The following is a 13,414-nucleotide window of genomic DNA, read 5'->3' as shown; positions in this document are numbered from 1 at the left end:
TCAGACCTTCGCCAGCTCGCCGAGCTGCCGGCTGGTGAGCCTCGCGGCCACCGGGCTCGGCTCGCGGAACCGGTTGACGCGGTCGCGGAACTCCTTGCGCCTGCGCGCCCAGCGTCGTTTGGAAGCGGCCTTCTCGCACGCCTGGATGTGGGCCTTGCCCGCCTTGGGCGCGCCGCTCAGCTCGTAGCCGTTGGCGGTCAGCCGCTCGGCCAGGACCGTCTCGCAGACCGAGATCTCCCAGGGCTCCAGCCTGGCCTTCCACGACCCCGCCCTGGCGGTCGTGACATCGCCGTGGGTGTTGCTGTGCCAGACCTTGTGCTGCGGGATCGCCACCCTGGCGACGTGGTACGGCTCGGACATCGCCGGGTCGTAGTCCTCGCCGAGGAACTCGCAGAGCTTGCTCAGCTCGGTCTCCGGATAGGCGGTCAGGTCCTCGTAGCGCAGCTCGTAGTAGCTGTCCGCGGGGAGCTTCTTGGCATGGTGGCGGCCGTAGTCGATCGCCTCACTCCAGTTGACCACCGCGTGGAAGACGTCCTTGGTGTACCAGGGCATCTCCTTCAGCGACGCCACGCAGTCGCGGCCGTCCCTGATCAGGTGCACGAACTGGGCGTCGGGGAAGAGCCTGGTCAACAGGTCCACGTGGTGGTAGTAGCTGGGCCGCTTGTCACCCCAGCGGCTCTTGCCGTACTGCTCGGCGTACGAGCGGAAGGTGATGCCCATCGCCGAGCCCAGCGTCGGCGGCCCCGCGACGATGTCGTCGATCAGCCTGTCCCCGTCGAGCTTGAGCTCCTTGAACTTGGTGTCCTTGTCGCTCACGATCCACCGGCCGACCCTGCGCCGGTTCCGTTCCTCGCGCAGGTCCCCGAAGGAGAACCTGCGGTAGTAGCCGGGCACCACGAACCGTGTCTCCGGAGGCACCGCGATACGTGGATGCGAGTGCAGCATCAGCTGCAACATGGTGGTGCCTGAACGTGGACAACCGATCACGAAGATCGGGCGGTCGGACTGCATGACAACGAACCCCCGTAAAGCTTGGTCAAACAGATACGCGCGGCACCTTCTCCACCAGCGGCGCGGCGGGCACCACCCGGGAGAAGAGCCACATTCGATAGATCAGGAAGACCTCGTTCAGCAGAAGCAGCGTCCCGGAGGCGACCGCGAGGGGCACCAGGGCGACCCTCCCGACCAGCGGGGCGACCACGAACACCGCGGCGTGGAACTCGATGCCGCTGATCAGATGGCTCCGCACCCGGTGGCGGGCCAGCAGGCGGCCGAACCTGCGGGGCAGCTTCTTTCGCTTGCCGCCCCGCGGCCCCGGCCGCCGGCCCTCGAAGGGGACGATCCGCATCGGCTCGCGGGGCGTGATGGCCTCGCGGGGCATGACGACCTCGACGGACCTGACGTGCCCGGCGTGTCCGGCGGCCACCACGGCCTCCGCGGGCCTGACGTGTCCCGGGGCCACCACGGACTCGACGGCCGCCAGGCGGCCGAGCCGGTTCTCCTTGACCACCTCGCGCACGCGCTTCATCTGCGGCGCGTTCACGTAACGGAACAGGTCGAGCACCGCCACCCCCGCGCCGAGCAGGATGTAGGCGATGTCCCCCGTCACCGCGTACTGCCCGGACGCCAGCCCCGCGGCGCAGCAGACCACCCTGATCCGGTCGCCCACGTAGTCGAGCCAGAGTCCGAACGCGGTGCCCGTCCCCTTGAGTCGGGCGATCTTCCCGTCCATGCAGTCGACCATGAAGCTCAGGTAGAACAGCAGTGCCCCCGGCACCAGCCGTCCGGCCGCGAAGCAGATCGCCGAGCACATCCCGAGAATCAGGGAGAAGCGAGTGAGCCCGTTGGGGGTGATGGACGTGTGGTTGGCGACGAGCAGGGTGAGCCTGCACGCCACCGGGTCAACCAGGAAAACGGTCCACCAGGAGTCTTTTCGTTTCCGGGTCGCGTGGACGTCGTCCAACGAATAGGCCCTCATGCGTCCCAGCATGGCCACGCCACGCCTCCTGTCATCTACGCTCTGTAACTACTGGAAGATCTCCATGCCACTTCTTGACCGACCCGCGCCACAGTGATCGGCTGCTTTGGAGACATGAAAGGCCGGGGAGGGGTTCCCCGGCCTTTCTCCGGAACCATCGGTCGCCTTCGCTCCGGGGCCGCCGTTCTCGCGAGGCGGGCGGGCTACCGGAACACCCGGTCCACCGCCCGCGCCGCCGCGCCGCCGTCCTCCAGCGGGCAGAACCTGGCGGTGAAGGCGTCGTACAGCCTCAGGTACTTGGTGCGCACCTCGTCGACGTCCCGTACGGCTTCCACCACCTCCTCGGTCGTGCGCAGCAGCGGGCCCGGGGCCTCGGCCTCGAAGTCGAAGTTGAAGCCGCGCACCTCGTCGCGGTAGCGCTCCAGGTCATAGGTGTAGAACAGCATCGGCTTGCCGGTCACCGCGAAGTCGAACATCGCCGACGAGTAGTCCGTGATCAGCATGTCCGCGACCAGGTAAAGCTCCTGGATATCCGGATATATCGAGACATCGAGGACGAAGTCCCTGCCGATCCGGGGCACCCTGTCGGTGACGCTCGGGTGCTTGCGGATCATGAGCACATGGTCGTCACCGAGTTCCTCGGACATCCGCTGCAGGTCCAGACGCAGGTCGAGCCGGTAGCGCCCTCTGCTGTAGAACTTGTCGTCGCGCCACGTCGGGGCGTACAGAATCACCTTCCTGCCCTCGGGCAGGCCGAGCCGCTCCCGGATCTCCGCGGCTCCGTCGCGGCGGAGCAGGTCGGCTCGGGGAGAGCCGATCTCCAGGATCTCCCCCTCGAACCGCAGGGCGCTGTCCAGGACCGAGGTGCACCAGGGGCTCGGCGAGATCAGATGGCTCCACCTGGCGACGGTCCTGGCCAGCCGCTCGTGATGGTCGGGCCTGGCGAACAGCACCTTCTCGATGTCGAAGCCGACGCGCTTCAGCGGGGTGCCGCGCCAGGTCTGCAGCACCGTCTGGTCCGGCCTGCGCTCGAACCAGGAGGGCAGGTGGCTGTTGGTGACGATGTACCGGCAGCGGGCCAGCGCGTCGTAGAACTCCCGCCCGTACCGCCGGATCGGCGCCACCCCCTCGGGCAGCTCCACCTGCCCGTCCCTGACCACCCACATGAATTCCAGGTCGGCGCCCCGCCGCACCAGCTCCTCGTAGATCGCCTTCGGGCTGTCGGAGAACTGCCTGCCGGCGTAGCTGTCGAAGAGGACGGCGGGCCGCAGTGCCTCCTGGCGCTTGGCCGGATAGAAGTCCTCGCGCAGCAGTCGCTGCTGCTTCGGCCTGCCCGAGGCGCGCAGGTCGTCACTCACCGTGAAGACGGCCTCGGAGGTCAGGTCGGTGTCGAAGGTGAACGTACGGGTGGCGGAGACGTGCTCCAGCGGCGCGGACAGCCGGAACTCCACCCGCATGTCGCCCGCGTCGGTACGGATCGCGAAACCGTGCGTGCCCGCCGGCAGCGGTAGCCACCCGCCGAGCGTGGCGGTCCCCTCGGGCGTCACCGTGGCACTGCCGCCGACGATCGGGAAGAGCCGCTCGTTGAACCGGTTGCGCGAGGTGAGGACCAGCCACGCCTGGCCGTCGATGGGGCGCATCGCGGCCCCGGTCAGCGCCAGGTGCCCCCGCTCGGTCCACTCCACCCGCTCCACGTAGAACGTCGGCCGCTGCTCGCGCAGCACCAGCCCGCCCGTCCGCGACCTGTCGAGCACCACGTCCCGGCCGCGGAGCCGGTGCAGGCCGCGCTCCACGTCACGCTCGACGATCAGCGGCCGGGCGTCGCCCTGCTCCGGGACGACCTCGAAGTGCCATTCGGCCCCGGGGTTGAGCGCGCTCATCTCCAGGCTCGCCGGGTCCAGGTCGGGCCAGCGCTCGGACAGCACCTCGTCAAGGTCGATCACCGCTTCGAAGGTGCCGTCCGAGATGGCCATCGGGTAGCGCCGGTCGCGGCCGCCCTGCGGCCGGGTCAGCCGCAGCACCGGTGCGGCGCCGAGGTCGTCGCCGCACCGGCCGGTGACCCGCAGCCTGCCCTCGGCCACCCGGTGACCGGTGACCCGGCCGCCGGGCTGCTCCACCCTGAGCCTGAACTCCTCGGCCGGCGTCCACTCCGTCCACGCCACGCTCCCCGACTCGTCATCGGTGAGCTCCAGCCGCCGCGCGGCCGGACTCGGCTGGGCCAGCCTGCCTCTCCGCAGCAGGCCCCGGGACAGTACGCACAGGTCGACATGCCAGGACGAGCCGGCGGGAAGCCCGGCCGGGTCGACGGCCAGCCGGAACCCGCACCAGTCCTTGCGCCTGCGCGGACCCGTGTCCACCAGCGACAGACCACGTTTGACCGTGACCGGGAGCCGGATCCTGCGCCCGGCCCCCTCGGGGACCAGCCAGGCGAAGACGTGCTGCTGGATCCGCCGGCGGGGACGCAGGTAGCGCAGCGAGACCCTGCCCTCGACGATCAGCCTGTCGTCCTTCCAGGCCAGGCCGTCCACCCGCTGCCGCAGGTCAAGCTCCTCGCGCATCCGGATTGCGGACCGCTCGACGGGTACCGGACTGTTGAGGTGGTACCCGCGGATGCCGCCGCCGCCGACCCGGACCGTCGGCTTGACCGTCCTGTCCCACTCCAGCAGCTGGACCAGGTCGTCCATCCGGCGCTGTCGTACCAGCGCCCACTTCGCCCGGCGCTGCGCGGGGATGCGCGAGAGGACCTTCGGCCCCGCCTGGTCGAGGTAGGCACAGGCCAGGTCGAGGAAGCGCTGCTGGAACTCCTCGCCCGCCTGGTCGAGCACCTGCAGGAAGTTCGGCAGGTCGCTGTCGAGGACCATCCGGTCCCACGCGGGCAGGTGCTCGGCCCTGCCGGTGTCGGTCAGGAAGCGGCGCACGGAGTTGACGGCGGCGAACCGGTCCTCGATCCCCTTGACGTGCCCCCGGTTCTGGGTGATCGAGACGCTCTCCCCCTCCCGTTCCCGCCACAGGTAGACCGGGGTGGAGAGCACGTCCACCGCCCCGGCCAGGAAGTGGGCGGGCAGGGAGACCGCGATGTCCTCCCAGAGCACCCCCTCGGGGAAGTTCAGCCCGTGCTCGTCCCAGAAGGAGCGGCGCCAGAGCTTGTTCGTGACCAGCCGGTCCTTGAGCAGGATCTCGTCACGGGTCACGTGGGTTCGCCGGGCGGAGTCGGCGAAGATCGTCTTGTGCATCGCCGACTGGCGCACCCCCTGCCCGCTGAAACGCAGCACGTTGCCGGTGGCGAAATCGGAACCGCTCTCCTGAAGGCTGCACGCCATCGTCTCGATCGCCGTCAGCGGGAGCATGTCGTCGCTGTCGACAAAGGCGAGGAACTCGCCGCTGGCGTGTCTTATGCCGGTGTTGCGCGCGGTGCCCAGGCCCGCGTTCTCCTGCCGGATCAGCCGGAACCGCGCGTCGCGCGCGGCGAACGCCTCGGCGATCTCCGCGCTGGAGTCGGGAGAACCGTCGTCCACCATGACGACCTCGATGTCACTCCAGGTCTGCGCGACCAACGACTCCAGACACGCCTCAAGGTACGGTTCCACGTCGTAGATGGGCACGATGATGCTCACTGGGGCCACGATCGGTCCTCCGGTAGTCGAAAGCTCACAGTCCGGTCCGTCCGCGCGAACACCGGACACGCCACGCAGGTGAAGATCCACTCATCGTGGAGGACGTCCCGGGCGCGTGGCGGGGCTCGGCGGAAGACCCGGGTGCCCGCCGGCACGACCCGGCGGCCAGGCGCGCGAGGTGGACGTCACGTCAGCAGCATGGCTTCGCGGCCGATGGGGCGCGCCCAAAATATGACCGCGATGGACTGAGCAGACCGAGACTTGACCATCTCTCGCACCCGGCCGCCCCCCGCCTCCGGCCCGCGGTGCGGCAACGCCTACGCCATGTCCTGGTCAAGGCTGGGAATGCACACGTCCTAGTAAGTCGTAATGACCCTTCGGTCCCCCCTGACCGTCCGACACGATCGGGTGACCGAGACGGGCGAGATCGCAGGAAACGGCATTCGCGGGGGGAAGCGCATGGACTCAACAGTCGTCGTGGGAGCGGGGCCCGCCGGGCTCACCGCGGCCTACGAGCTGGCCCGGCGAGGACACCCGTGCGAGGTCTTCGAAGCCGACCGGGTGGTCGGCGGGATCAGCCGGACCGAGGAACGCGACGGCTGGCGCTTCGACATCGGCGGACACCGCTTCTTCACGAAGGTGTCGCGGGTGACGGACTTCTGGAACGAGATCCTCGACGAGGAGGACTTCCTGCTCCGCCCGAGGATGAGCCGCATCCACTACGGGGGCCGTTTCTACGACTACCCGCTCAGGGCCTCCAACGCCCTGCGCAATCTCGGTGTCCTGGAATCCGCACGATGTGTCGGCTCCTACGCCTGGGCCCGGATCAGGCCGCCCGCGGACCAGTCCACCTTCGAGGGCTGGGTCACGGCCAGGTTCGGCAGCCGGCTCTACGGAATCTTCTTCAAGACCTACACCGAGAAGGTGTGGGGCGTCCCCGCGGAGAGCATCCAGGCCGACTGGGCCGCGCAGCGGATCAGGAACCTCTCCCTGGGCAGGGCGATCGCCGGCGCGCTGCTGCCCGGAAGGAACAGCAAGGAGGTCACCAGCCTCATCGAGGAGTTCCGCTACCCCAAGCTGGGGCCGGGCATGATGTGGGAGGCCTGCGCCGACCGGGTCCGCGAGCTGGGTTCCACGGTGCGCCTCGGCACCCGGGTCGAGCGCGTCCGCCGCCACCGGGGCCGGCTGGCCCTCACCGTCCGCACGGGCGAGGGCGAGGGCACCACCCGCGAGGTGTACTGCGACAACCTCATCTCCTCGATGCCGCTCAGCACCCTGATCCACGCGTTCGGGCCCGACGTGCCGGACATCGTCGCCGAGGCGGCCGCGGGGCTGAGGTACCGCGACTTCCTCACCGTCGCGCTGGTCGTCCCCGAGCGGTTCTCCTTCCCCGACAACTGGATCTACATCCACTCCCCCGAGGTACGGCTCGGCCGGGTGCAGAACTACGGTTCCTGGTCGCCGTACCTGGTCCGGGCCGGACGGACCTGCCTCGGCCTGGAGTACTTCGTCAACGAGGGCGACGACCTGTGGCGGATGCCCGACGACGACCTCGTCGCGTTCGGCACCCGGGAGCTGGAGCACCTGGGCCTGGTCACCCCCGGTGAGGTCCAGCGGGGCTACGTGGTGCGGATGCCGAAGGCCTACCCGGTCTACGACGCCGGCTACGTCCACAACGTGGAGGTGCTCAGGAAGTATCTCGACGTGGAGTGGCCGCGGATCCACCCGGTCGGCCGCAACGGCATGCACCGGTACAACAACCAGGACCACTCCATGCTCACCGCGATGCTGACCGTGGAGAACCTCGTCGACGGCGCCAGGCACGACGTCTGGGAGGTCAACGTCGACGCGGAGTACCACGAGGAGCGCGCGGGCCACCGGACCGCGAGGGGCACCGGCCGTGACGCCCCCGTCCTCCTCGGCCCGACGGCTCCCTGACCTGACGGCCGCTCATCCACCACCCGTCACCGACGGACGCCGACAGACACCGGCGGAACACCGAAACCGGCAATCCCATGACGCCTTGCCCGGCCGCTGCCGGCCGTTGCGGGTCAAGGCTCTCCTCCCAGCCGCCCTGGAGTTGCGCATCATGACACAGCGTTACACGGTCCCGGACGTCAGCGTGATCGTCATCACCTACAACGACGCACCCCGGTTACCCCGGGCCGTGCGCTCCGTACTCGACCAGACGCTCAAGAACCTCGAAGTGATCGTCGTGGACGACTGCTCGGGCGACGACACCCCCGCGGTGGCCAAGGCGCTCGCCGAGGAGGACGACCGGGTCCGCTACCTGCGGCTGCCCGCCAACAGCGGCGGCTGCGGCGCCCCCCGCAACGCGGGCATGGACGCCGCCCGCGCACCCTTCCTGATGTTCCTCGACAGTGACGACGAGCTGCCCAGGCACGCCTGCAAGAGCCTGCTGCTGGAGGCGGAGGCGACCGGCGCCGACTTCGTCATGGGCACCGTGGAACGCGTCGACGAGGCGAGCGGCGCCGTCACCCTCTGGTACCCCCGGCTGTTCGCGGAGCGCCGGATCGTGGACGACATCCGCGCCGAACCCGAACTCCTCTTCAACTGCCTGGCCACCAACAAGCTGTACCGGCGGACCTTCCTGGACGGCACCGGCATCCGGTTCCACGAGGACATCCACCACGAGGACATCGTCTGGTCGACGGAGCTGTTCTGCCGCAGCAAGCTGTTCGCCGTCGTACCGTGGCCCGTCTACCGCTGGCTGCTCGCCGCCACGCCCGCGACCAGGTCGATCTCGTCGCGGCGGCACGAGCTGGAGAACGTGCGCCAGCGCGTCACGGCCGCCGTGCTGAGCGATCGCGTGCTGGCCGCCACCCACTCCCTCGATCTCAAGGAGGACAAGGACTTCCGCTTCCTCTCCCACGACCTCCGCCTCTACCTGGGCGACCTGCCCCAGCGTGACCCGGCGTGGATCGCCGAGTTCGCCGACCTCGTCATCCCGTACGTGGACACGCTCGAACCCGCGGCGATCGGGCGGCTGAGCAGGGCCGAGCGGGTCTGCCTCCAGCTCGTCCGCGAGCGGCGCGGCGCCGAGGCGGCGCTCGCCGCCGTCGAGCTGGGGGCCAGGCACTCGGTGCCGCCCCGGGCGGTCACCACGGCAGGCGGGCGGGTGTTCTGGGGGGCGACGCTCCCGCTGAGCGAGCAGGGCAGGAGCGAGCTGGACGTCACCGAGCTGCACCTGGCGGAGCAACCACTGGCCGGCGCGCTGCTCCGGCACGAGCTCGTCGACCTGCAGGCGTCCAGGGACGAGGTCCGGTTGCGTCTGCGGACCTACGACCCCGGCCGGGTGCTCGACGGCCGCTCGCTGACCGCCTGGCTGCACATCGGCGGCAGGAAGAAGACGATCGCCTCGATCCCCTTCGAGCCGGCACCCGTCGTGACCGAGCCGCCTGAGGGAGTGCGGAAGCGGCGGGGGCTGGAAGGGCAGTGGGACCCGGAGGAGGCGGAGGGCACCCAGATCCCCGAGGGGACGGGCATCCTGGAGGCGACGGTGTCGATCTCCCTGCCCGAGCTGGACTGGCCGGACAACGCCGTCAGGCCGCAGGCGGTCACGATCTCGCTCCACGAGGGTGAGCGCCGCAACGCCAGGCCCCTGCTGGCGTCCCCCGGCCTGTCGTTCACCTCCGTGGGCACGGTGGGCACGGGCCGCCTGGTCCTGGAGGCGTCCGCCGACATCCCGTTCCGGCTCGTGGCGCGCAGGCTCGGCCACGTGCCCACACGACGCCTGCCGAGCATGGCGGAGCTCTGGCAGCACCTGCTGTCCGACCTGGCCACCCCCCGCAACCTGGGCCGCTTCTACCGGCTGGTCAGCGCGACGGTGCCGGTCAACCGCCGCCTGGTGCTCTTCGAGTCCGCCGAGGGGAGCGGCTACACCGGCAACCCGCGCTACGTCTACGAGGAGCTGCAGCGACGCGCGGGCGGCCTGCGCGCGGTCTGGTCCCACGCGGGCGTCCCCGAGCGCTTTCCCGAGGACGTCGACCTCGTCCAGCGCGACACCTTCCGCTACGCCTGGACCCTGGCGCGCGCCGGCTACTGGGTGGACAGCCACAACCTCCCCTACTGCTACCGCAAGCGCAAGGGCACCCGCTACCTGCAGACCTGGCACGGCCAGGTGTTCAAGAAGATGGGGCTGGACGAGCCCCGCCACCGGACGCAGCCCGCCCTGGCCAGGAAGTACACCGAGGCGGTGGCGCGCTGGGACATGCTGCTCACCCCGGGCCGCGACTTCCGCCGGGACTTCGCCGAGGCCAGCGGCTTCAAGGGCGAGCTGTTGCACGCCGGCTACCCGCGTACCGACGTGCTGGTGCGGCACGCCGAACCGACGCAACGCGAGCGGGCGCGGCGGGTCAGGGAGTTCTTCGAGATCCCGGCCGGAAAACGGGTGGTCCTCTACGCGCCCACGTACCGCGACAACGGGCGTTTCAGCGGCGAATCACTCCGGATCGACCTGCCGGCCCTCGCCGCCACGCTCCGCCCGGACTGGGTGGTCCTCGTCCGCGCCCACCCCTACGACCGCTTCACGGTGCCCGACCCGCTCGGCTGGCTGGCCCGGGACGCCTCGGCGTATCCCGAGGTCAACGACCTGATGCTGGCCTCCGACGCGCTGGTGACGGACTACTCCTCGATCATGTTCGACTATGCCTGCCTCGGCCGGCCGATCCTCTACTACGTCGACGACCACGAACGCTACGCCTCCGCCCAGCGGGGGGTCTGCTTCGACCTGGCCGAGGTCGCCCCCGGGCCGCTGCTGCGCGACCCGGGCGAGCTCGCCGCCGCGCTGGAGGAGCTCGGTGAGATCACCGAGCGGTACGGGCGGCGCTACGCGGAGTTCCGCGACCGCTGGTGCGGCCTCGACGACGGGCAGGCGAGCGGCAAGGTCGTGGACTCCTTCTTCCCGGAGGTCGTGCGATGAGAGCGCGAAACGTCATCTTCCTCAGCACCGACGGCGACTCGATGGGCGGGTCCCAGCGGGTCATCCACACCCTGGCCCAGGGCCTCGCCACCCGCGGGCACCGGGTGACCCTGGTCAGTATCAACCCCTCCAGGCAGCCGCAGGCCTACTTCGCCGACCCGGTCTACCGGCACGCCACGCTGTACGACACACCCGCCCCCGAGGCCGCCCCCCGCTCGCTCCCGTGGCGCAGGGCGAAGGCGCGGCGGACCCCGGAGGAGATCGCCACCGCCAGGCAGCGGCTGCTCCGGCTGACGGACCGGATCGACGGCGGCTATATGGTCATCGCCTCACCCTGGGCCGCCCACTGGATCGCCGACCTGCCCATGCCGCACATCGCCAAGATCGGCCAGTACCACCAGTCGTACGCCGAGGCCGTGGACTCCCCGAACCTTCGGTTGATCAAGAAGCACTACGCGCCCCTCGACAAGGCGCTCTTCCTCTGCGACGACTACGCCGCGTCCTTCACCAACCACCGGCTCGCCAACTGCGGGACCATGCTGAACCCGGTCAGCGTCTTTCCCGAGCAGGCCGCCGCGCTGCGCAACCCGCGGATCGTCTCGGCGGGACGGCTGGTCAGGGTGAAGCGGATCGACCTGCTGATCGACGCCTTCGCCGCCGCGGCCCCCGCCGTCGCCGAACCGTGGGAGCTGCACATCATCGGCGACGGGCCGCTCAGGGCGGCGCTGGAGGCGCAGGCCGCCGAGACCGGACTCGGCGGCCGGATCGTCTTCCGCGGGCGGGTCGAGAACGTCGAGGCCGAGTACCTCGACGCCTCCATCGTCACTCTGAGCAGCGACTTCGAGGGGTGGGGGCTGGTCCTCGCCGAGGGCGCGGCCTGCGGGCTGCCCGCCGTGGCCTGCGACGCCTCGGCCGGGGTCAGGACCCTGGTCTCGGACGGTGACAACGGCGTGCTGGCCGAACCGGGGAACGCGGGGAGCTTCGCCGCCGCCCTGGAGCGCCTCATGTCCGACGCCGAGCTGCGCCGGCGGATGGGGACCAGGGGCAGGGAACGGATGAGGGCCTACCGGCTGCCCCGCGTCCTGGACCGCTGGGAGGCGCTGTTCGACGAGATCGACCGCTGACGCGGGCGCTCATCGCCGGGGCGGCAGGGTTCGTACCTCCCGCAGCAGGAGCGGCACGAACAGGACACCGATGAAGATCGGCGCCACCATGAACCGGAAGTCCGGCGCGGTGTTGGTGAGGATCACGCCGAGCTGCTGCCCCGCGACCACGGCCGCCCCCGCGAGCGCCGCCCCGCTCCCGGTCCGCCGCCACGCGAGCGCGGCCGCCGCGTAACCGAGGTAGCACCAGAAGGGCGCCCGCCAGAGCAGCCACTCAAGCTGCCTGACCGTGCTCGCGTCCAGCGCGGAAAGCCCGGCGGCCCGCAGACCGGCGGAGAACGGCCGCTGCCGCATCGCCGAGGCCGCCGGGGTGCCCGCCCAGCCGTCGGGGAGCCGGGGATCGCGCAGCGAGAAGCGATAGAGCTCGCCGCCCGGCTCGCCCGAGGTCGAACCGACCTGCCAGGCGAGCGCGGCACGGCAGATCCGGGCGCTCAGCATCACGCCGGGCGCGCGGACCAGCAGCCCGCGCCAGAGTTCCAGCACGTCGGAGATCCGCTGCTCGGCCCGCGAGTGGCTGAAGGCGGGGTCGAAGAAGACGCGCGCCATGGTCTGACAGGTCGCGCCCCGCCGCCAGGCGTGCAGCGGGGCGATCGTGGCGAGGAGCGCCCGCTGCTCGCGGTCGAAGAGCCGGGGGCGCTCCCCGTACGCCACGGCGAGATCGCCGAACACCGTCTGGTAGGCGAACGAGCGGGACGGCGGCGCGATGCCCATCGCCGGGTAGCCGACGCCCAGCAACAGCAGCGGCGCCGCCACCGCCGCCGCGGCCACCGTCGCCAGCGGGCGGCGGGCCGCGGGCAGCAGCGGGAGCAGCAGGATCGCGGCGATCAGCGCGACGAGGAAGCCGTTGTTCCTGAACAACCCCAGCCCGGCGAGTTCGGCACCGAGGGCGGCCAGCCGCGGATCCCAGGTCCACCCGCCCTTGAGCACCCTGTTCCTGAGCGTGCCCCGCGTCCCGCTCCCGGCCGCGCGCCGTACCGCGGCGGGCCCGGTCGCGAGCCGTACGGCGGTGCCCGCGGCCAGCACCGCGCACACCGTGAACGGCACGTCCTTCCACATCGTCACCGTGAAGGCGCCGAGCGGCGGTGACAGCACCGCGCATCCCAGCGCCGCGAGCAGCCCGCGCCCGCGCACGCCCAGCGACCTGAGCGCGCCCGCGAGGTGGGCCAGCGCGGCGGCCATCGCCGCCGTCTGCGCGAGGGTGACCGGGGACAGGTCGCCGGTCACCCTCAGCGAGAGGCCGAGCAGGGCGTCGTAGGCGACCGACTGGCCGGCCACCCAGGGGCCCGTCGTGACGTGCGCGACGTAGGTGACGGAGTCCGGGCTCATCAGCCCGGGGTGGAAGGCGAGCCACCAGCCGAGCAGCACGAGCTGGCCGGTCGCGTAGCAGGCGAGCGTGAACCACCGGTCGCGGGTGTCGCGAACATCGCCCCGTTCCCTCTCGACCGAGGGCGGCCCCACCGTAGCGATCGTCATGCTCTCCCCAGCGTTTTCCGGCAGGGGGCCGTTGCCCATCATCGGGCAGCAGCGGGGCGCGTCCATGCCGCTATACACAGCCATGACCTGGGGAGACGTCAAGTTTGCGGTAGGGCGCGCACCGTGGCGCGGTCACCGGAACACATGGGCTTTCACAGGACATTGTGACGCTTCAGCCCCAGGAGCCATCAGGCGCCTCGATAGGATGCCCACTCGACCGACGTCGATTTGACCCGGAGATCCC

General features: G+C 70.7%; 7 protein-coding genes. 3 read left to right on the top strand and 4 right to left on the bottom strand.

The window, feature by feature from the left end; genetic code table 11:
- The 3 genes from ABT061_RS01670 to ABT061_RS01660 form a co-directional block, all read right to left on the bottom strand.
- Positions 1 to 1,011, bottom strand: coding sequence for a sulfotransferase family protein (locus ABT061_RS01670; RefSeq protein ID WP_350911517.1), 1,011 nt, complete (start codon positions 1,009 to 1,011; stop codon positions 1 to 3).
- A 25-nt stretch (positions 1,012 to 1,036) separates the two neighbouring features.
- A complete protein-coding gene (locus ABT061_RS01665) occupies positions 1,037 to 1,978 on the bottom strand; it encodes a CDP-alcohol phosphatidyltransferase family protein (protein WP_350911515.1) in 942 nt (313 codons plus the stop codon).
- 203 nt (positions 1,979 to 2,181) lie between these two features.
- Complete coding sequence (locus ABT061_RS01660; RefSeq protein ID WP_350911513.1) at positions 2,182 to 5,592, bottom strand: bifunctional glycosyltransferase/CDP-glycerol:glycerophosphate glycerophosphotransferase; 3,411 nt, start codon at positions 5,590 to 5,592, stop codon at positions 2,182 to 2,184.
- 459 nt (positions 5,593 to 6,051) lie between these two features.
- Here ABT061_RS01660 and ABT061_RS01655 point away from each other — a divergent pair, with 459 nt between their 5' ends.
- The 3 genes from ABT061_RS01655 (at position 6,052) to ABT061_RS01645 (ending at position 11,658) form a co-directional block, all read left to right on the top strand.
- Entirely contained in the window at positions 6,052 to 7,530 is a 1,479-nt protein-coding gene (locus ABT061_RS01655) for an NAD(P)/FAD-dependent oxidoreductase (protein WP_350911511.1), read from the top strand.
- Between the two features lie 151 nt (positions 7,531 to 7,681).
- Positions 7,682 to 10,534 carry a CDP-glycerol:glycerophosphate glycerophosphotransferase gene (locus ABT061_RS01650; protein WP_350911509.1) on the top strand — a complete coding sequence of 951 codons (2,853 nt, stop codon included), beginning with the start codon at positions 7,682 to 7,684 and terminating at the stop codon, positions 10,532 to 10,534.
- The gene (locus ABT061_RS01645) at positions 10,531 to 11,658 is read left to right on the top strand and encodes a glycosyltransferase (RefSeq protein ID WP_350911507.1); all 1,128 of its coding nucleotides are present in this window, start codon (positions 10,531 to 10,533) and stop codon (positions 11,656 to 11,658) included. The genes ABT061_RS01650 and ABT061_RS01645 overlap by 4 nt, the downstream gene beginning before the upstream one ends.
- 9 nt (positions 11,659 to 11,667) lie before the next feature.
- Here the strand turns inward: ABT061_RS01645 and ABT061_RS01640 are convergent, their stop codons facing one another.
- The gene (locus tag ABT061_RS01640) at positions 11,668 to 13,170 is read right to left on the bottom strand and encodes a hypothetical protein (RefSeq protein WP_350911505.1); all 1,503 of its coding nucleotides are present in this window, start codon (positions 13,168 to 13,170) and stop codon (positions 11,668 to 11,670) included.
- Between the last annotated feature and the right edge of the window lie 244 nt (positions 13,171 to 13,414).

The sequence above is a fragment of the Streptosporangium sp. NPDC002544 genome (assembly GCF_040295965.1).
GTDB lineage: Bacteria > Actinomycetota > Actinomycetes > Streptosporangiales > Streptosporangiaceae > Streptosporangium.
The sequence above is the reverse complement of the archived record's forward strand: the minus strand, read 5'-3'. Positions and strand labels throughout refer to the sequence as shown.

Coding starts and splice junctions, on each gene's coding strand:
- ABT061_RS01670 (WP_350911517.1), bottom strand. CDS start 1,011: ATGCAGTCCGACCGCCCGATCTTCGTGATCGGTTGTCCACGTTCAGGC.
- ABT061_RS01650 (WP_350911509.1), top strand. CDS start 7,682: ATGACACAGCGTTACACGGTCCCGGACGTCAGCGTGATCGTCATCACC.
- ABT061_RS01640 (WP_350911505.1), bottom strand. CDS start 13,170: ATGACGATCGCTACGGTGGGGCCGCCCTCGGTCGAGAGGGAACGGGGC.
- ABT061_RS01655 (WP_350911511.1), top strand. CDS start 6,052: ATGGACTCAACAGTCGTCGTGGGAGCGGGGCCCGCCGGGCTCACCGCG.
- ABT061_RS01645 (WP_350911507.1), top strand. CDS start 10,531: ATGAGAGCGCGAAACGTCATCTTCCTCAGCACCGACGGCGACTCGATG.
- ABT061_RS01665 (WP_350911515.1), bottom strand. CDS start 1,978: ATGAGGGCCTATTCGTTGGACGACGTCCACGCGACCCGGAAACGAAAA.